This is a genomic window from Oceanobacillus sp. CF4.6, from assembly GCF_051262635.1.
Lineage (GTDB): Bacteria > Bacillota > Bacilli > Bacillales > Amphibacillaceae > Oceanobacillus.
Map to the genome: position 1 here is coordinate 59,108 of NZ_JBIMEX010000009.1, position 20,174 is coordinate 79,281.

Annotated in this window: 20 protein-coding genes and 1 other annotated feature; of the genes, 7 read left to right on the forward strand and 13 right to left on the reverse strand. The window is 39.0% G+C overall.

Going from position 1 to position 20,174, the window contains the following annotated elements; all coding sequences use genetic code 11:
* Positions 1-42: 42 nt before the first annotated feature.
* Positions 43-726 carry a GNAT family N-acetyltransferase gene (locus ACHABU_RS14050; RefSeq protein WP_435765524.1) on the reverse strand — a complete coding sequence of 228 codons (684 nt, stop codon included), beginning with the start codon at positions 724-726 and terminating at the stop codon, positions 43-45.
* Between the two features lie 817 nt (positions 727-1,543).
* On the opposite strand from ACHABU_RS14050, the gene ACHABU_RS14055 reads away from it, so the two are divergent.
* Positions 1,544-2,023 carry a glutathione peroxidase gene (locus tag ACHABU_RS14055; protein ID WP_435765525.1) on the forward strand — a complete coding sequence of 160 codons (480 nt, stop codon included), beginning with the start codon at positions 1,544-1,546 and terminating at the stop codon, positions 2,021-2,023.
* Positions 2,024-2,063: 40 nt separating this feature from the next.
* Here ACHABU_RS14055 and ACHABU_RS14060 read toward each other — a convergent pair whose 3' ends face one another.
* From ACHABU_RS14060 to ACHABU_RS14110, 11 genes are all read right to left on the reverse strand, one after another.
* Complete coding sequence (locus tag ACHABU_RS14060) at positions 2,064-2,786, reverse strand: amino acid ABC transporter ATP-binding protein (protein ID WP_435765526.1); 723 nt, start codon at positions 2,784-2,786, stop codon at positions 2,064-2,066.
* The gene (locus tag ACHABU_RS14065; protein WP_379497874.1) at positions 2,779-3,438 is read right to left on the reverse strand and encodes an amino acid ABC transporter permease; all 660 of its coding nucleotides are present in this window, start codon (positions 3,436-3,438) and stop codon (positions 2,779-2,781) included. Before ACHABU_RS14065 ends, ACHABU_RS14060 begins: the two co-directional genes overlap by 8 nt.
* A 31-nt stretch (positions 3,439-3,469) precedes the next feature.
* On the reverse strand, positions 3,470-4,267 hold the full coding sequence (locus tag ACHABU_RS14070; protein WP_435765527.1) for a transporter substrate-binding domain-containing protein: 798 nt from the start codon (positions 4,265-4,267) through the stop codon (positions 3,470-3,472).
* 68 nt (positions 4,268-4,335) lie between these two features.
* Complete coding sequence (locus ACHABU_RS14075) at positions 4,336-5,493, reverse strand: M20 family metallopeptidase (protein WP_435765528.1); 1,158 nt, start codon at positions 5,491-5,493, stop codon at positions 4,336-4,338.
* Between the two features lie 215 nt (positions 5,494-5,708).
* On the reverse strand, positions 5,709-7,148 hold the full coding sequence (gene proS, locus ACHABU_RS14080) for a proline--tRNA ligase (RefSeq protein WP_435765529.1): 1,440 nt from the start codon (positions 7,146-7,148) through the stop codon (positions 5,709-5,711).
* Between the two features lie 72 nt (positions 7,149-7,220).
* Positions 7,221-7,445, reverse strand: a binding site (T-box leader).
* Between the two features lie 105 nt (positions 7,446-7,550).
* Positions 7,551-8,381 carry a bifunctional hydroxymethylpyrimidine kinase/phosphomethylpyrimidine kinase gene (gene thiD, locus ACHABU_RS14085; RefSeq protein ID WP_435765530.1) on the reverse strand — a complete coding sequence of 277 codons (831 nt, stop codon included), beginning with the start codon at positions 8,379-8,381 and terminating at the stop codon, positions 7,551-7,553.
* Positions 8,382-8,407: 26 nt separating this feature from the next.
* Positions 8,408-8,893, reverse strand: coding sequence for a DUF456 domain-containing protein (locus ACHABU_RS14090; RefSeq protein WP_435765531.1), 486 nt, complete (start codon positions 8,891-8,893; stop codon positions 8,408-8,410).
* A gap of 96 nt (positions 8,894-8,989) precedes the next feature.
* On the reverse strand, positions 8,990-10,441 hold the full coding sequence (locus tag ACHABU_RS14095; RefSeq protein ID WP_435765532.1) for an ABC transporter ATP-binding protein: 1,452 nt from the start codon (positions 10,439-10,441) through the stop codon (positions 8,990-8,992).
* Between the two features lie 20 nt (positions 10,442-10,461).
* Positions 10,462-11,295: an ABC transporter permease gene (locus ACHABU_RS14100; RefSeq protein WP_435765533.1), complete on the reverse strand. Its 834-nt coding sequence runs from the start codon at positions 11,293-11,295 to the stop codon at positions 10,462-10,464.
* A complete protein-coding gene (locus ACHABU_RS14105; protein WP_435765534.1) occupies positions 11,295-12,284 on the reverse strand; it encodes an ABC transporter permease in 990 nt (329 codons plus the stop codon). The genes ACHABU_RS14100 and ACHABU_RS14105 overlap by 1 nt, the downstream gene beginning before the upstream one ends.
* A 19-nt stretch (positions 12,285-12,303) precedes the next feature.
* Positions 12,304-13,896, reverse strand: a complete 1,593-nt coding sequence (locus ACHABU_RS14110; protein ID WP_435765535.1) for an ABC transporter substrate-binding protein — start codon at positions 13,894-13,896, stop codon at positions 12,304-12,306.
* A gap of 165 nt (positions 13,897-14,061) precedes the next feature.
* On the opposite strand from ACHABU_RS14110, the gene ACHABU_RS14115 reads away from it, so the two are divergent.
* A complete protein-coding gene (locus ACHABU_RS14115; protein ID WP_435765536.1) occupies positions 14,062-14,631 on the forward strand; it encodes a M15 family metallopeptidase in 570 nt (189 codons plus the stop codon).
* Between the two features lie 93 nt (positions 14,632-14,724).
* On the forward strand, positions 14,725-15,702 hold the full coding sequence (locus ACHABU_RS14120) for a ring-cleaving dioxygenase (RefSeq protein WP_435765537.1): 978 nt from the start codon (positions 14,725-14,727) through the stop codon (positions 15,700-15,702).
* A gap of 565 nt (positions 15,703-16,267) precedes the next feature.
* Here ACHABU_RS14120 and ytzI read toward each other — a convergent pair.
* Positions 16,268-16,426 (reverse strand): YtzI protein, encoded by a 159-nt coding sequence (gene ytzI, locus ACHABU_RS14125; protein ID WP_435765538.1) that lies wholly within the window; start codon positions 16,424-16,426, stop codon positions 16,268-16,270.
* Positions 16,427-16,826: 400 nt separating this feature from the next.
* Between ytzI and ehuB the strand changes: the two genes are divergently transcribed.
* The 4 genes from ehuB (at position 16,827) to ehuA (ending at position 20,078) form a co-directional block, all read left to right on the forward strand.
* Positions 16,827-17,726, forward strand: coding sequence for an ectoine/hydroxyectoine ABC transporter substrate-binding protein EhuB (ehuB, locus tag ACHABU_RS14130; protein WP_435765539.1), 900 nt, complete (start codon positions 16,827-16,829; stop codon positions 17,724-17,726).
* A gap of 203 nt (positions 17,727-17,929) precedes the next feature.
* Positions 17,930-18,589: an amino acid ABC transporter permease gene (locus tag ACHABU_RS14135; RefSeq protein ID WP_435765673.1), complete on the forward strand. Its 660-nt coding sequence runs from the start codon at positions 17,930-17,932 to the stop codon at positions 18,587-18,589.
* Complete coding sequence (gene ehuD, locus ACHABU_RS14140; RefSeq protein WP_435765540.1) at positions 18,589-19,308, forward strand: ectoine/hydroxyectoine ABC transporter permease subunit EhuD; 720 nt, start codon at positions 18,589-18,591, stop codon at positions 19,306-19,308. Before ACHABU_RS14135 ends, ehuD begins: the two co-directional genes overlap by 1 nt.
* Positions 19,308-20,078 carry an ectoine/hydroxyectoine ABC transporter ATP-binding protein EhuA gene (gene ehuA / locus ACHABU_RS14145; RefSeq protein ID WP_435765541.1) on the forward strand — a complete coding sequence of 257 codons (771 nt, stop codon included), beginning with the start codon at positions 19,308-19,310 and terminating at the stop codon, positions 20,076-20,078. Before ehuD ends, ehuA begins: the two co-directional genes overlap by 1 nt.
* The last annotated feature ends 96 nt before the right edge of the window (positions 20,079-20,174 follow it).

Genomic DNA, 20,174 nt, shown 5'->3' on the forward strand with positions numbered 1-20,174 from the left:
ACAGTCTCTTCGTTTATTTATAACATTTTTGCATGATGTAAACTATTTCTTATAGCAAACATACCATTCATCCGCGATATTTTTCATCGAAACACCTCGGTATCCTGTCATTAATATTGCTTGCTGCCGCTCAATATCTTCCATTTTAATATCTATTTCTTTTGTAGGAACGGTTTGGGCTTCTATGTTTAAATCTTTCTTAAATACATAGCGGAGCTTCCCCCCGAATTTCTCTTTTAACACAGCTATCTCCATACCAAGCGCAAATTTATCTTTTAAACTTGCTATGTTAAAAGGCGCCACTGTTGCAAGGATATACCGATACCGGTTGTCATCTATATTGTTTACTAGTATTTTCCCCATGTATGTCTGTAAGCCATTTCCTCGGTAATCAGGGTCTACATTGGAAATTTCAGAGTAAATAATCGTTCCAAATTTTTCTTCTTTCAAACCAATATCGGCACCTAGACCTTCTTCATCCTTTTCAGGTGCCAGCATTGCTCGAAAGGCAATCATTCTTTCATCCACAAAAACGCCAATCATTAAATTACGATCCTTAAGAATCCTTGTAAACTCTTCGGTCGTAAGCGGCTGCAAAACATCTGGTTCAGGAAGTCCCTGTACAACCTTACTTTGCAAATTGATTACTTCGGGCAAATCTTTTATCGTTAAGTACCGAACATAAAAATTCATTCCATTATCAAGTTTTCCTGTTGTTAAATACATATTTATTCCATAATCCTTTCTGTATAGAGGTACAGCTTAAAATAGTTAACTCAACTTTCGTTTCAATAAAATAAGTTCAAATAGGTAACTGGGTAAAACTTAGAATGTTTCTAATAATCTCCTTGTTAACCTTGTTAAAAAGTTAGGCTGTTTTCGTAATGTTTATTGCTTTTTAATCATCGCAGAGTTGAGATAAAATGCGAAGTAACTGCTTTTCCCGCCGTCCGGGATCGCTCTGGGCGGATGCTTTCCGCGGGCACGGCCTCAGCCCCGAAGAGAAAACCACTCTTCAGGTCTTCGGACACGTGCTGTTCCCGCAGGAGTCACCGCCCGCCGCTCACCCGGACTGGTGAAGTTGTGATACGATTTTTATCTAATATCACTAAGCTGTTAATCTTTTGTAGGCTTAACACCAGCTCTGGGAAATATACGAAGACTTCAGCGGGAGGAAAGGCTCACCAGCCCGCCCGCGAACCGCAAGTATATTTCCCAGAGCGGTCGCCGAAGTTTCTGCATACTGATAGAAAACCAGCAGTTACTTCGTAGTTTATGTAAAAGGCGGTGATAAAAGCAACAAAATTAACGCGAAAGAGCATTGGAATTTCGATGTGTCTAGACTGTTAAGCGCAAGCAGTTAATCCAAAGTCATCTCTTATTGTGCAGGGTTATTTCCAGCCCTCTTACCAAGGCTTATTTGCCCATTTCACTCTGCAAAAGTTGAGTAATTAATTACTAAAAGCATTTTATACTATCAGTTCGATATTTTGACTTATAAATTCTACATTGTTATAATCCCCCCCATAAAGGAGGAGTTTATGTGACTATTTATAATTATACCGCAAGTACAATTCAAGGCGCGGAAAAACCCCTATCTGATTATAAAGGGAAAGCAATGCTGATTGTTAATACTGCGAGTGAATGTGGATTTGCTCCACAATTAGAAGGATTACAAAAGCTATACGATAAATATAATGACCAAGGTCTAGAAATATTAGGGTTTCCAAGCAATCAGTTTGGTAGTCAGGAACCTGGTTCAGATTCCGAAATAGCCAACATTTGCCAAAGAAACTATGGCGTTACTTTCCCTATGTTCAGTAAGATTGATGTCAACGGAGAGAATGCACATCCATTATTTAAACATATGACTTCAGAAAAAAAAGGGCTTTTGGGTGGCCAGATTAAATGGAACTTCACCAAATTCCTAGTGGACAAAGAAGGTAATATTGTTGACCGGTTTGCTCCACAGAAAAAACCTGAAAGTCTTGAAAAAAATATTGAAAAATTACTGAACGTTTAAAATAACCCCCTCCAGTACATGCGGAGGGGGTTGATTCATTTTATAGTACCTTATCCAAAAAGTCTATAGCCCTCGCTGTTTTCGGTTTGTCGAAAAATTCCTTAGGATTCCCTTCCTCCATGAGGACACCATCATCCAAAAATAAAACTTTATCAGCTACTTCTTTCGCAAAGTTCATTTCATGTGTCACGATTACCATTGTCATACCTGTATCCACAAGATCCTTCATAACATCCAGCACTTCCTTTACCATTTCAGGATCAAGTGCTGAAGTTGGTTCATCAAACAACATAATATCCGGATCCATAGCAAGTGCCCTCGCAATAGCTACACGCTGCTTCTGGCCACCAGAAAGACGATTTGGATAAGCATCTTCTTTATCAGTTAAACCAACTTTTGCAAGAAGCTCCTTACCATTTTCCACTGCAGTTTCTTTCGATTGTTTCTTAACCTTTTGCGGTGCATACGCAACATTTTCCAACACCGTCATATGCGGAAATAAGTGAAAATGTTGAAATACCATTCCAATATTTTTCCTAATTCCCAACTTATCTACTTTTCCATTTGTTATATTAACATCTTTAATATAAATTTCTCCGCTTGTTGGTTGCTCTAAAAGATTCAGGCAGCGCAAAAAGGTAGACTTACCGGAACCAGACGGTCCAATTACCGTAACAACTTCTCCCTGATTAATCGTTGTGGAGATATCTTTAAGTACTTCATTTTTACCAAATACTTTTGTTATATTCGAAACTTTAATCACTCTGTCTCATCCTCCGTTCCACAAGTGCACCAATTTTAGTGAGAATGAAAACCATTACCCAATAAATTAATCCTGCAAATAGGAGTGGCTCAAAATTCGCATATAAATCAGCACCAACAATTTGGGCCCGGCGCATCAGATCAAGATACCCGATGGTAGAAACAATTGCTGATTCTTTTGTTAATGTAATAAATTCATTCATTAATGCAGGCAGTATATTTTTGAACGCCTGCGGAAGAATGATATTCAGCATCATCGGCCGATATGGAACACCGAGCGCTTCCGCTGCTTCTGTTTGCCCTTTATCCACTGCCATAATTCCTGCGCGGATAATTTCAGATACATATGCTGCAGAATTTAATCCAAATGCCAATATTGCAGATAAAAATGCGGAGATATCATAACCAGTCAACTGAGGTACTGCAAAATAAATAATCATTAATTGCAAAATAAGTGGTGTACCTCTAAATATTGATGTATATGCATCCGCAAACCATTTCAATAGTGGTATTTTTGTGATTTTACACATTGCTAAAATTGTACCAAGAATAAAACCTACAACTATTGATATACTTACAAATTTTAATGTTGCCCCTATTCCTTCCAACATAAAAGGAATATAAGGCACGATTTGGGTAAAATCCAAATTCATGCCCTATCACCTCGTTTCTCTTGATGCGATTTTATTCTGATTCTGATTCTGTTAACCATTTTTCTTTCAATTCATCTAATTTACCACTGGATTCAATTTCTTCCAATGCAGCATTTACTTCTTCAACTAATTCGCTTCCTTTAGGGAATGCGATTGCCATACCTGGTGAAACTGTGGTAGGATCATCGAATCCGACAAATCCTTGTTTCTCAATATACCCTTTCGCTACTTCTTTATCCAGATACATCACATCGATACGATTCGAGTTCATTTCCTGAACCATAATTCCGGCATCATCTACTTTTTTAACTTCAAATCCATATTCTTCACTTAATTGATCCGCACCTTCTTCTTGTATCGTCCCAAGCTGAACACCGACTTTTTTTCCTTCAAGATCTTCAAGTGCTTCGATTGGTTCTTCAGCTTTTGTTACAAACATTTCTCCTGAACGATTGTATTCACTGGAAAAGTCCACGTTTTCTTTACGTTTTTCAGTTGCACTCATACCGGCCATTACCATATCCACACGTTCTGCCTGTAATGCTCCAATTAATCCATCAAAACTCATGTCTTCAATTTCCAGTTCATAGCCTAGTTCCTCAGCAATAAGCTGAGACAATTCAATATCAAATCCTTCAAAATTGCCTTCTGTATCACGAGATTCGAATGGTGGGAAATCTGCTGAAGTAGCCATTGTTAATACTTGTTTTTCCTCTGATTCTCCTGAATCTGCATTAGAATCTGTATCTGTCTCGTTGCTACCGCCACACGCTGCTAACAATATAATCAATAAAAATGTTGTAATTAATTTACCAAATGATAATTTCATGTTTTTTATCTCTCCCTATTTTATATTAAGTTATATTTTTCCATTATTCTTTACAAAAGACTTCTTTATTATGATGGAGCAAATTCCGCTTGAATTGCTTTAAATAATGCTTTATCTGTTAAAACATCAAAACCAGTTTGAGCTAATGAGAGTGCTCCATCATGAAGTGCTTGCTGGCCTTCTTCTGTTACCGTTTGATCAGCAAATTCTGTTGTATGATGGATTAACCCAGGCTTATTCATTCCTATATAAGGGTGAATTGCAGGGACAACCTGACTGACATTCCCCATGTCAATGGAACCATATGATTCTTTTGCAGGAAGAACCGGATGTTTACTCGTACGCTTCAAGTTTTCTGTATATCTATCCGATAACACTTGATTCGTTATCATATTATCATAACTTAATTCGTAATTTGAAATTTCCAGTGATGCCCCTGTCATTAATGCTGCACCTTCTGCAATATTTTTCACCTTTTTAACAACTTTGTCTAGGTAATCTCTATCTTTGGCTCTCACATAAAATTGCGCTGTAGCTTTATCTGGAACAACATTTGCCGCCTGACCACCTTCCGATATGATTCCATGAATTCGAACATCGGGAGTTACGTGCTGCCTGAGAGCATTTATTCCATTAAATAGTTGTATCACACTGTCTAATGCGTTAATACCTTGTTCAGGAGATGCAGCTGCATGGGCGGATTTCCCTGAATAACTGAACTGTATAGCATCCATTGCAAGTGATTCTCCACTCTCATTGGAAACATCTCCAGGATGAACAATCATCGCTACATCAATATCATCAAAAGTTCCTTGCTCACTCATTGGTACTTTAGCTCCATTAGTTTCTTCGGCAGGTGTGCCCAATACGATAACACTTCCACCCGTTTCTTTTACTAGTTTACTGAGTGCGATGCCCGCTCCAGTGCTCATTGTTCCAATCAGATTATGACCACAACCATGTCCTACACCAGGCAATGCATCATATTCAGCCAAGTATGCAATCTTCGGTCCCGGCTTTCCGCTATGAAATTCCGCCTTGAAAGCTGTCGGCCGTTCAACAATTCCCGTTTCAATTTCAAAATCATGTTTTTTGAGAAAGTCTGTAAGGACCTGCATCGACTTGAATTCCTGATCTCCCAGTTCGGGATTCTCATATAATTGATTACTCATTTTCCAAAGACTATGAATAATATTATCTATCTCTTGATTTAATTGTTTTTTCATAGTTGCCTCCATCATTAATGTATATTTATAAGTTTATATGTATATTTATAACATACATTCACTAGATAGCGCAATAGGTTTTTATATAGATGGTATTTTCCAATGAATCAGTCAATAATATTCGCTCTATTGCTAATCAAAACGAGCAATCTCTGTGTCGTTTGCCTGATATAATCAAGAAAAGAGCACTGTCACAGCAGTGCTCTTTTCCATAATTAATATGCTTTTGCCCAGTAAACCATTTCTTTTGCTTCCTTACCACAGCATACACATGTATCTGCTACTGTCTCCTGTTCAAATGGAATACAGCGGGAAGTTGCTGTTGTTTCCTCTTTAATCTTCTCTTCACAAGCAACATCTCCACACCACATTGCTTTAATGAATCCACCCTTTTGATCAAGCGTTTGTTTGAATTCTTCCATATTTGTTGCAACACTTGTCATTTCATTGCGGTGGTCCAATGCTTTCTGGTATAAATTAGACTGAATTTCTTCCAATAATACCGGTAGGCGCGCTTCCAAATCACTAAGTGCTACAAATTCTTTTTCACCCGTATCACGACGAACGAGAACAACTTGCTCTTTTTCAATATCTTTAGGTCCCATTTCAATTCGAACTGGGATACCTTTCATTTCATATTCATTGAATTTCCAGCCAGGCATTTTATCGCTGCCATCGATATCTACACGGACAAGATCCTTTAATTGATCACGTAATGTGTAGGCCTTATCTAAGACCCCTTCTTTATGCTGGGCAATCGGAACAATCATTGCCTGTGTTGGAGCAATCCGTGGTGGTACTACTAATCCACGGTTATCACCATGAACCATGATTAATGCACCCATAATTCTTGTTGAAAGTCCCCATGACGTTTGATGAACAAACTGACTTTCTCCATTTTCATCTAAATACGTAATATCAAAGGCTTCAGCAAATCCGGAACCGAAATGATGTGACGTTCCCGATTGCAATGCTTTTCCATCATGCATCAAGCTTTCAATCGTTAACGTATATTTCGCCCCTGCGAATTTTTCTTTATCGGTTTTACGACCCTTCAGAACTGGAACTGCAAGGTGGTTTTCTACAAGGTCAGCATAGACACCGAGCATTCTGTCTGTTTCCTTTGCGGCATCTTCATCTGTCGCATGCGCAGTATGACCTTCCTGCCAGTGGAATTCAGATGAGCGCAAGAACGGACGTGTTGTTTTTTCCCAGCGAACGACATTTGTCCATTGGTTATAGAGCTTTGGTAAGTCACGATAGGAATGAATATTTTTGGAATAGTAATCACAGAAAAGTACTTCAGAAGTTGGACGGATAGCTATTCGCTCCGCTAGCTCCTCATCTCCACCATGTGTTACCCAAGCTACTTCCGGTGCGAATCCTACAACATGGTCCTTTTCCTTTTGCAGAAGGCTCTCAGGGATGAACATTGGGAAGGCAACATTCGAGTGGCCTGTTTGCTTAATTTTGCAATCGAGCTCATCTTTTATATTTTCCCATATGGCATAGCCGTATGGCTTAATAATCATTGTTCCGCGTACTTGGCCGTAATCAACTAAATCAGCCTGTTTTACTACATCTGTATACCACTGGGCAAAGTCATCTTCCATAGCAGTAATTTTTTCTACAAATTGCTTGTTCTTCTTACCCAAACCGAACACCTCATTTTATTCATATTTTATTCATATTTGATTCATATTTAAACACAAAAAATCCTCCATCCGAAAAGGGACCGAGGTCTGGTGGTACCACCCTTGTTTGCAAAGGATTATCCTTGCACACTTAGCTTGATAACGGTTATGAACCGCGCACATCTTAAGGCAATCATTTGCTTTTCCGATGGCGAACTCAGGAGGCAGGTTCTAATTCATGTCTTTGGAAATTCACAGCGTCCATTTCCTCTCTTGAAAAGACAAATTAATTATACTAATCCTCTTCAACGTTTCTATATGTACTAAATATATAGACTCTAATTTAGAAAGTCAAGCTTACTCAGTGATTAGCATTTCACTCCTTAACTATTGATTTTCCCCTTCTCCACACCCCCAGAAAAGTCATACCGTTTTCACTGTAATCGGATGTGCTTCACCATATTTTCTTTCAGCAATAGGATAGGTTGGTCCAACAATATCTGTAAAGGAAAATCCATATTCAATTGCTGTCGTTACAAAGCTTTTAGCAAGATGAACTGTTTCTGCAACTGGCTTTCCCTTCGTAAGATAAGCGGTAATTGCTGCTGAGTACGTACACCCTGCTCCACTCGTATTAACCGTATCGATTCGCGGAGCTTCAAAGGTAGTGAGCGTCTCCCCATCATATAATACATCTACTGCTGGTCCAGTTAACCTTCCGCCCTTTACCAACACATACTTGGGTCCGAGAGCATGTAAGTCAACCGCGGCTTGCTCTAAATCTTGAAGCGTATGCAGTGGCCTGTCCCCTAGAAGAACCGATGCTTCAGGTATATTTGGTGTAATCATCGTTGCCAACGGAATAAGTTTACGTTTCAATGCATGAATTGCATCATCCTCCAACAGTTTGGAATTCATTTTCCCTACCATTACCGGATCGACAACAATCGTTTTAATCCCTGAATCCTGAATCAAACCTGCAACCGTTTCAATAACTTCCTTCGTAAACAACATTCCTGTTTTTAATCCATCTGCACCAACTTGTTGTATCGCAGTATAAAACTGAGCCTCAATTGCTTCCATCGTTTGTGGGTGTACATTTTTATTTGTCTCTGGATGACGACCTACGATAGCCGTCACTACGCTCATGCCATAAACATCCAATTCCTGAAATGTTTTTAAATCTGCCTGGATTCCAGCACTGCCACCCGCTGCCGAACCCGCAATGGTCATTACTCTTGATGGATAATTCATATGATAGGATCCTTTCTGTTTACCCTTTAGAATAAAACTAAAATAAAGAACCAAATAATCATTACAACTTGAATGACTATCTTTGCAAATGTACCACCTAGAAAACCAAATAACGAACCGATTGATGCCCGGAAAGCTTCTTTTGTGGTTCTCTTTTGTACCATTTCAATGATAAAAACAACAATGAATGGAACGTAAATAATTCCGAATGGTGGTGTAATGAAAGAACCAATAATTACCGCTACTGCTGCTCCACGTTCACCCCATTTGCTTCCGCCATATTTCTTCACAAAGTAACTATTGGCAATAATATCCGCAACAATGAGCAGAATCGTAAATACAGCCATCACGATCCAAAATATTGCGTTTAGTTCCGTTCCGTCCAATACAAATTGATACAGCAAGAAGCCTACCCATAATACAAGCACCGATGGAACAATCGGAAAAACAATTCCAGCAAAACTTAAAATAAATAGTGCACTAATAATAATCCAGATTATGACGTCTAACATAATATTCCAATCACCCTTCAAAAGCTAAGATTAATGGATTAACTTCCATTCAGTATATCGTAATTCGGTTTTGAAAGGGAAGGAATATACTTTACCTTATACATTTGTAATATCATTAAAATTGATAATACGATCACTTACTCGTTTCAATAATTGATAATCGTGACTGACCGCAAGTACACCGAGATTCCTCTCTTTGGCTAACTTTAAAATTGTTTTCCACAGATGCGCCTGTGAGATGGAATCAAGCATTGTCGTCATCTCATCTGCAATAAGATATTTTGTATTACCATGAAGCGAACGGGCTACTGAAAAACGTTGTAATTCCCCACCAGATAACTCACTTGGCCAACGTGACAACCACTCCTCTTTCATCTCTAAATCATGAAGTAATTCACTTTCCGCCATCCCACTCTCTGCCAACACCTTTTTCATCTGCCACTTGGGATTTATTACTTTTTCAGGATGTTGCCAAACTAATTGAACCGGATGCATTACAGAATCAAAATTTATTTCCCTATTTACTGTCACCGTACCTGTCTTTGATTTTAAATATCCAGCAATAATTTGTGCCATTGTTGATTTACCGGATCCGCTATACCCATGTAATCCAACTATTTCACCAGGATTCACCGTTAATTCAAGATTTTCAAAGAGATTGGGATCTTCCCCATAATGGTAACTTATTCCTTTTACAACAAGCCTCTGCTCTTCACTATAAGATTTCTTTATATCTTTCATTTTCTTCAAGTCAGTAATAAATTCATTTTGAGGCAAGGCATTCCAAAGGTCTTTCGTATAGGAATGGCTTAACCTTTCCCCTTTCCCACTAAAATCTTCAGCACTCGCAATTTCAATTGTCCTACCTTCATGAAAGACAGCTATTTTATCTGCAAATTTTAATGCTGTATTTATATCATGTGTGATAAACAGAATGCCTTTTCCATCTGAAGCTAATTGTTGAATACTCCTTACTGTCTCCTGAAGCACTCTCGGATCCAATCCAGGTGTTGGTTCATCCGCTATAATTAAATGAGCATTGCTGGCCATCGCTGTTGCTGCCAAAACCCTTCTAGCCATTCCACCAGATAGTTCAAAGGGATACTTTTGACCGGTTTCTGTTGGCAATCCAATCTCGCCGAATATAGCTTCTTGAACCGTCTTTTTATTTTTGGTTCGAATGACGGACTGCACTTGTTTTCCAGTCTTTATCAATGGATTGAGTGCATTAACAGATTGGGGAATAAGTGAGATTTCCTTTCCACGTAGTTGAATCTGCTTATTGTGAGTTAGCACTTCTCCTTTGTATTTTAATGTTCCATTAAGCAATACATTGTCAGGAAGTATACCAAGAACCGCATTTGCCAGTAGACTCTTTCCTGATCCACTGGCACCTACAACCGCTACAATTTCCCCTTCATGGATCGTTAAATTTAATTGACGTATAACATCCAGTTTGGTTTCTCGCAAACCTTTTTCATATCGACGAAAGGAGAGGGAAAAATCTTTTACCTCAAGCAATGGGTTTTTATCTTTTGTTGTTTTCATTCTAGTAGATCCCCTCTTTCTCACCTCTGCCCATGAAATGGATCAAGTAATCTCTTTAAATTTTTACCTAGCATATCAAATAAAGCCACCATGATTAATAATGAAAGACCCGGGAAAAATGCCAACCACCACATTCCGGTTGACAAATAACGCATCGACTCGGATAAAATAACTCCGATTGCAGGTTGTTCGGTGGATAACCCAAAACCAAGAAATGTGACAGCAGCCTCATGTAAAATCGCATGCGGAAACAATAAAATAAAACCGATAAAAAGCTGCGGAACTAGATGAGGCAATAAATGCTGCCTTGCAATCCACCACCTCGATTTCCCCAACCGTTGAGATACCCCTACATATTCTGCACTTATTATTTGCAGCATTTCAGCTCGCAACAAGCGAGTTAGGCTTGGCCAGTGTGTAAAGGCAAGGCCTATCACTACCCCTTTGATTCCACCACCCATTGCAAAGGAAATCAATATCAGAAGAACAATGTGAGGAACACTCAGGAATAAATCGATAAGCCAAGTAACCAGATAATCGATTTGCTTATTCCAAGAAGCCAATAAACTTAAAAGTAGAGCAATACCAGCACTCAAAGAAGCTGCAAGTAACCCTACTCCCATACTCAGTGTTAAACCCTTTAAAGTGCGTGACAGCATGTCCCGTCCAAGCCAATCCGTCCCAAAGAGATGATCTAGGGACGGGGCACTATTTTTCATTGCCAAATTTACAGAAAGCTTGTCTGCGTCGATGATTATCCCACTTATAACCATTCCAAATAAAAAGATCACTACCAGAACAATAATAGCTACTGTTCGCTGTCTAAGATTTAATAGTTGAATTCGTCCCCTCATCAGATATCATCCTTTCTAATGCGAGGATCAATCACGTTATACAATAGGTCAGCAATTAAGTTTCCTGTGAAGACAAAGATCGTACTAAATAATACAATTCCCAATAATAGCGGAATATCGCCACCAAGACCCGCTTGCACAACCGCCTGCCCAAGACCCGGATAAGAAAATACTTGTTCTGCCAAAACCGCTCCACCAAAAAGTTCACCAAATGATGCAAAATGCAAGGAAATAGCCGGAAGTGAAATATTCCGCAGACCGTGATTCCATAATAAGGTAAACCCTCGTTCCCCTTTAGCTTTTGCGAAACGAACATACTCACTTTCAAGTACTTCAATCAACTTTTGCCTCGTATGCAACGCAACATTTGCAACACCAGCAATACTCAATGTCAATGCAGGTAAAGCTAAGTGCCGTAACCGTTCAAAAAGCGAGACATCCTCTGCCAATATGCCGGCAGGTGATCCAAGCCCAATCGGAAACCAACCAAGCCAAACGGAAAACAGCATGAGTAATAATAATCCGAGCCAAAATGCCGGCGTTGATGCAAGCAGAAAGCAATATCCTTTAATCAATCGGTCTATCCAGGTTTCCTCTTTCATACCTGCAATAATACCTAGTATAAAGCCAAACAGGCCTGAGAGTATCCAGGCCATACCCATTAATGCTAAAGATGCCAGGAAACGTTCCCCAATCGTCTCAACAACCGAGCTTCGATACAACAGGGATGTACCCAGTTCTCCCTGTAGTACATTCCCCCCCCAGTTTAAAAATTGTTCGAATTTCGGTTCGTTTAACCCCCAGTAATCCGCAATATCTTCACGCTGCTCGGGACTAACTCTCGTCATATCTGCACCGATATAAGATTGCACAGGATCTATTGGTGAATAACTAATCAATGTAAAAGAAAGTATACTGACTGCAATTAATAATGTTGCCAGCTTAATTGATTTTCTAATGATGTATTGTGCAATTTGTTTATATCGCAATGTTTAACCTCTTTCTCTCTTACTCTTTCCAACGCCACTGCTCAATAAAATCCGTAACTGGCCACCCATGTCCATGCGGCTGAATTTTCTGTTCGCCAATTTCCAGGTTTTCATTAACGAAATATAAATGATTCAGATTAACAAGCCATGCCCATGGTGCATCACCTTGTGCTGAAAATCCTGTTTCTCCATCCCATTGCGCTTTTTCCCAATATTTATGTGCTTCTTCTTCCGAAGTCGCATGCATTGCTTGATTCAAGTATTTATCAACAACAGGGTTCGAATAGTAATTGGCATTATAATAGCCAATACCTCTTGTTTCACTACTGTAGAGGTTGTAAATTTCCAGAGGGTCGTGACTTCCCCATCCCATCATTACCGGCTGTGAATACATGTATTGTTCCAATTCGTTCCAGCTTTTCCCTTCCGTCGTAACCTGAATTCCCAATGGCTTCATCATATCGGCGAATGTAATGGATAAGGATTGACGAATTTGATCGCCTGCAGGATACAGTAATGTAAATGCTGCAGGCAGACCATCTTTCTCACGGAAACCTTCTTCATTCTCCACCCATCCAGATTCTTCTAAAATCTGTTTGGCTTGTTCGACATCATTGTCTCTTATTGACGTATCCGCGTTCCACCAAGGTAAATGGTCCGCAACGGAATATGCCGGAGTCCCAAACCCCTCCAGAACCCCATCAACAAGTGTTTGACGATTCACACCAACATTTATAGCCTTACGTATTGCAATATCAGCTGTAACATCATTTCCTATTGGAAAACCATCAACAGTTTGTTCCCCTTCCTTTACATACGGGAACATGATGCCTCTATTATCTACGCTCTCTAATTCGATAAGATTCATTCCAGTTATCTCCTCATTAGCAAAAGCCGGCGGCACAGAAACTACATCTACTTCACCTGCTTTTGCTGCTGCAAATGCAGCATCTTCGGATAAAAACAAAAAGGTTAGCTTGCTAAAAGTAGGCTTGTCTCCATAATATTCCGGATTCGCTTCTACAATAATCTGCTGTCCTTTATCCCATTGAACCAACTGAAATGGTCCCGAACCGATTGGATTTTCATTATACGTATTATCATATGCATGCTCGGGTACAATCCCTGTTGAGACCAGTAAATAAATAAAAGTGGATTCCGATTCTTTTAACGTGAATTCAACGGTATATTCATCAATACGTATTACTTGTTCTAAATTACTGAGATCAATAATCGAACCGCTTTTTTTTGCTGTTTCAAATGTAAAAATAACATCGTCAGCTGTAAGGGGCTCCCCATCGGAAAAAAATACATCCTCACGAAGTTCTATCGTCCACGTTAGCCCATGATTACTCACTTTATAATCAGTAGCTAAATCATATTGAATGTTAAAATCTTTATCATATGTTAATAATGTACTTTGAAAAAGGGGTGAACCATAGCGTCCCCATCCTGTTGTAGGATCAAAGCCCTCATCAGGTTCTCCACCAACAGCAAGGATCAGCTCATCTGTTGCTTTCGGTTTTTCATTTTCTTGTGTCCCTGAACAAGCTCCCATTAATACAACAAGGATAATTAATATTGCCAAGGCAAATGCTTCTTTTTTCTTCATTTTATAGTCCCTTTCCATTGATGCTCTATCCTATTCATTGTAATTCCTCTTGAATGATACTGCAATAAAACATGCATTTATTTTTGTTTAACATTTTATCGATTCTTCATCCAAATATATCTGTTATTATGTAAGTATATCTATTCTAAAGGAGCACGCAATTGCATGAAAGGTTTTACCGATACATTCGTAATATGGATCTTCATTATTATATTTTTGATTGCGCTTTTTTTCCTTTATAACCAGTTGGAAGATGACACGTATGTGCATCTGGATGAGGACGCTCCGATGCCTACAGAACTCCATCCAATCGTGGAGGAGAAAAAAAACGCTCTGATTGAGAAGGCTTCTGATATTAACATCAAAGTCTTTATAACAGAAGAAACACGTTCCTTTGAAGCCCAAAACCAGTTATATGAACAAGGGAGAAATAATAGAGGTTCTATCGTCACAAATGCAAGAGCTGGAGAATCCTATCATAATTATGGGTTGGCAATTGATTATGCATTAGAAAACGATGCAGGCGAGGTCATCTGGGACATCCAATATGACGGTAACGATAATGGGGAACCTGATTGGTTTGAGGTTGCTGACATTGCAAAAGATTTGGGTTTCGAATGGGGAGGCGATTGGAGAAATTTTAAAGATTACCCTCATTTACAAATGACATTTGGTTTAAGTATTCGCCAACTTCAAAATGGAATTCGACCTCGGCATCATGAACCGGAAGCATAATTTTATAACTAGAATTTGGACAAGGCACAAAATTAAGTCTATACTTTATTTATATTTAATTAAAGATGTTTTATATTTTTAGGAGGAAAATCCATGAAGATAAAAGGTATACATCATGTATCTGCCATTACAGCTAATGCTAAAGATAATTTTCATTTTTATACAGAGATACTCGGGATGCGACTTGTCAAAAAAACGGTCAATCAGGACGATACATCTATGTACCATTTGTTTTATGCGGATGAAACAGGAAATCCAGGTACCGATTTAACCTTCTTTGAAATTCCCAATGCCGGAACAACCTATCCGGGAGTAGGCAGTATTTCATCAACCTCCTTACGCGTTCCAGATAACGCAGCACTGGATTATTGGAAGGAACGTTTCACTGAACACAATGTTGATCATGATGATATTGCAATGCAAGGGGAACGTAAAATCATTCGTTTTCGTGACCCTGAAAGACAGCGTCTCATACTTGTTTCAGATGAGAAAAATGATGGGATTGCAGGTGGGAAGGTTTGGAAACACAGCACGGTGCCCACCGATAAGGGGATCATTGGGCTTGGACCCTCGAAACTGACTGTACGTAAGGCTGAACCGACAGTGGACATATTAACCAAACTTTTGACATTTAAACAGATTGGCAGCTACCCTTCTGAAGTTACGGATCAACCAGATATACTCGTATTCTCAACTGGTGATGGAGGAACGGGTGCAGAGGTTCATCTTGAAGTAAGAAAAGATCTTCCACAGGAAAGACCTGGACGAGGAAGTGTGCATCATGTAGCATTCCGTGTAGAAGATAAGGAAGAACTGACAAAATGGAAAGACCGTCTGGAAGAAATTCAACTGCCCAATTCAGGGATGGTGGAACGTTTTTACTTCCGATCTCTTTATTTTAGAGATTCAAATGGGATATTATTTGAACTTGCAACAGATGGACCAGGATTCGTAACGGATGAAGACATTGAACATCTTGGAGAATCATTGGCATTGCCCCCTTCTTTAGAAAATCAGCGTAAGAAAATTGAAGCACGCATCAAACCTTTGGAAACAAAAAGATCGCACTAATGAATAGTGTGATCTTTTTTATGAGCTGTTATCTAAAAGATTGGAATGCGGTTACTCGTTCAACGAAAAGTACTACTGTTATTTCATAAAATCTATAAACTACGAAATAACTGCTGGTTGGTTTCTATCGGTATGCAGAAACTTCGGCGACCGCTCTGGGAAATACACTGCGCTTTTCGCGGGCGGCTGGTGAGCCTTTCCTCCCGCAGAAGTCTCCGTGTATTTCCCAGAGCTGATTAGATGTTTACAAACTATTAACTGCATTAGTGATTGCTATAAAAATCTCATAAAACAGCTTCACCAGTCCGGGTGAGCGGCGGGCGGTGACTCCTGCGGGAACAGCACGTGTCCGAAGACCAGAAGAGCGGTTTTCTCTTCGGGGCTGAGGCCGTGCCCGCGGAAAGCATCCGCCCAGAGCGATCCCGGACGGCGATAGAAGCACACGATTTTGGATATCAGCTAGTAGTTACTTCGCAGTTTATCTCAACTCTGCAATGATTAAAAAGCAACAAACATTACGAAAATAGCCTTTTATTACAAAATAGTAATCATGTTGCTCTTTTTTTCATTCTCTCTTTTCCATATCTTCTTTCTTGTCTTCATCAGGCAACGGATCGACGGAATGCTTATAACTGTATCCTTTTGACAATGTTACGAGCGAAAGACCAACAACAATTGCTACAACTACTACCGATATAATTCCTACAGTTATATATGTCCCCATTAATTAAAACCCCACTTCATTTCTCCTTCTAAAATCATCTTTATCTACAGATTAAACTACAATTATCTCCTTTTCAATGGTTATATAAGAAATTACATCTGTTCCTTCCTCCTAAATTTAGCGTATATGAGAGTATTCGGAATTAACCATGAGTATCTTTCTGTATCTTAAAGCTCATATAACTTAAACGTTGAATATGAAGGTAAATTAGAAATTATCTAAAAATACAGTGTTTGAATGATAAGCTAAAAATCTATAACATTATACTTATGAATGTTGGAACCTAATTTCTTCCATTCTATTTTTTTCACCACTTTACGGTGATATATACCTAGTAAAAAGTCATCATGCAGAGAAACATAGTTTGTCATTACTACAATAAACAGGGAGGTCATTGATTTTGAAAAAATTATTAGTTACATTATTTTTTGGCTCCATACTCTTACTTCTGGCTGCTTGCGGTTCAGATGAAGATGATTCCAACGCTGAGTCAGGCGAAAGTGAAGATAGTGGAAGCAAATTAGAAGAATTACAAGAGCAAGGTTCAGTTACCATTGGTTTTGCTAATGAAGCACCATATGCATATGAAGATGGGGAATTGAAAGGTGCATCGGTAGATATTGCGAAAGCAGTATTTGCAGAGCTTGGTATTGATGAAATGGATTCGCAGCTTTCTGATTGGGGCCAACTAATTCCAGGAGTACAAGCAGGACAATTTGATGTTATTACTGCTGGTATGGCAATCAACCCAGATCGTTGTGAAAATGCAGCATTTAGTGAACCTACGATGCAATATGGTGAAGGGCTGATTGTAGAAGCTGGAAACCCATTAGGCTTAGAGAGCTATGAAGACATTGCCAATAACCCAGATGCAACCGTTGTCGTTATGGAAGGTGCAACGGAAGTAGAATTTCTAAAATCTGAAGGTGTAAGTGAAGATCAAATCCAAACAGCACCGGATATTCCAGCAACATTCTCAGCTGTACAATCCGGACGTGCCGATGCGACAACAGGTACGGAAATGACTGTCAAAATGGCTTTAGAGTCAGCTAATACCGATGAACTAGAATTTGTTGAATCATTTGAACAACCAGATATTGAAGGCGTGCCAAGTTTTGGTGCAGCGGCATTCAGTCTAGAAAATACTGAATTACGTGATGCTTACAATGAGAAACTAGCAGAATTAAAAGAAGATGGAACAATTTCTGAACTACTGGAAGCTAACGGTTTCAGTGGCGAAAGTAACTTCGTACCAGTAGATGCCGTAACAACAGAACAAATTTGTAACGGAGAAGCTTAATATTTAAAACTTTATAAATAAGATTACATGAAGGTATGACTCCATAGGGTCCGGTTCCCTCACCCAAGGGGACTGGGCCTATGTTTTTTTCCGGTTTAAAAAGATATTTTCCTGTTTTACATACTGTGTTACGAATTTCTATTAAATATTTTTGGTTTATTATGAAATAAAGTACCATAAAATCCTATAAAGGAGTGATTACGATTAACACAATCATTGAGATTACCCCACAACTTGCCAGAGGTCTTGGTATAACTATCAGTGTGCTTCTTGCTTCAGCTGTCTTTGCTTACTTGATGGCCTTTATTGCTGGTTTATGCCGCCTTTCTAAAAATGTGTTCATTCGGAAATTCACTGGTTTTTACGTTGAAGTATTTCGTGGAACCTCCTTAATTGTTCAGTTATTTTGGCTTTACTATGCAGTCCCAATGCTCTTTGGAATAGAACTTGGTTCCAATTGGTGGATTGGTGTAATAGCAATTGGATTGAATTATGGTGCATACCTTTCTGAAGTTGTCCGTGGATCTATCCTATCTGTTGCGGAAGGACAAACAGAAGCTGCAACAGCACTCAATATGTCCAGTTTTCAACGTATGAGGCTGATTATTTTCCCACAGGCTGTACGCATGATGCTTCCTGAGTTTGGTAATTATACGATCCAAATATTAAAAGGTACATCTTTAGTATCATTAATTGGAATGAATGATATTTTATACTACGGAGATATCATAAGAAGTTCCAATCTGTCGCAAGCACCGCTTGTATACTTTTTAGTACTTGTTTTCTACTTTATCCTTGCACTTCCATTGATATGGTTAACACGAAAAGGTGAAAGCATTTCAAAGAAAGGAGTGGCTAGCTAATGAATTTTACTTACTGGAACTGGGATACATTTATTGAAGCCCTACCTTTTGTATTACAAGGTTTAGGAATAACGGTTGGTTTAACGATTACATGTTATCTATTCGCACTCGTATTTGGTTTTGTTTGGACATTTTTACGCAGAGTTCCAAATAGATTAGTGAACTTTATCGTTACATGGACAATGGAATTTATTCGCTCTACACCTCCCCTCGTTCAGTTATTTTTTATTTACTATGCATGGCCAATGATACCAGGTATAGGTGTAACATTAAGCCCTTTCGCAAGTGCAGTAATTGGGCTTGGAATTCACTTCAGTACATATGTAGGTGAAATCTATCGTTCTGGTATTGAAAGTATTGATAAGGGCCAATGGGAAGCTTCACGAGCGTTAAACTTTACGACAGTTGATAAATGGAAGAAAATTATTTTACCACAGGCATTACCGCCAACAATTCCTATGCTAGGAAACTATTTTATTATTATGTTTAAAGAGGTACCACTTGCTTCAACAATAGGTGTAGCTGGTATAATGCTTATGGCAAACAGTTATGGTGCACAGAATTGGGCATACTTAGAGCCGTTGACAATTGTTGGGATGATTTTCTTAACACTAAGCTATCCATCTGCAATTCTAATTAAGAAATTAGAAGTAAAAATGAACACTCGATTTGATAAGAATGCGACTGTGAAAAGCACGAAAAAAGGAGTAGTGATGTAATGTCTGAACCAATTGTAAAATTCCAGGATGTACACAAATCCTTTGGAGATGTAAAAGTCTTAAAAGGAATTAACTTAGATATTAAATCCGCCGAAAAAGTAGCGGTAATCGGACCAAGTGGATCCGGTAAAACGACCATCATCCGTATGCTGATGACATTAGAAGAACCAACATCTGGGGATATTATTGTCGACGGCACGAATCTATGGAAAATGGAAAAGAAAGGTGAAATGGTTAAGGCAAATGAGAAACATTTAAGAGAAGTCCGCGGAGATATTGGAATGGTCTTTCAGCACTTTAACCTCTTTCCACATATGACCATACTGGAAAACTGCATGACTGCACCAATTCATGTGAAAAAGGAAAATAAAGAAGATGTGCGGAAACGATCCATTCAAATGCTAGATCGAGTTGGCCTTGGAGATAAATTAAATAATTTCCCAAGTCAACTTTCAGGTGGGCAAAAACAACGCGTGGCAATGGCTCGTGCTTTAGTTATGCGCCCGAAAATTATGTTATTTGATGAGGTAACTTCTGCACTTGACCCGGAATTAGTTGGCGAAGTTCTTGAAGTTATCCGTGATATCGCTAAAAATGATGATATGGCCATGGTCCTTGTTACACATGAGATGGACTTTGCCCTTGATATAGCAGATAAAGTACTATTCCTTGACGAAGGTGTCATTGCAGAGCAAGGAACAGCGAGTCAAGTTATTGAACATTCTACAAATGAGAGGCTGCAAGAATTTCTACACAGGTTTAGAGCATAGATTTATAATTACTGCAATGTCCCCTCGATGGAGACACTGCAGTTTTTTTGGCTGTGCCTTCACTACTCAGCATGCTTTATTCCGCGGTTCTAATGA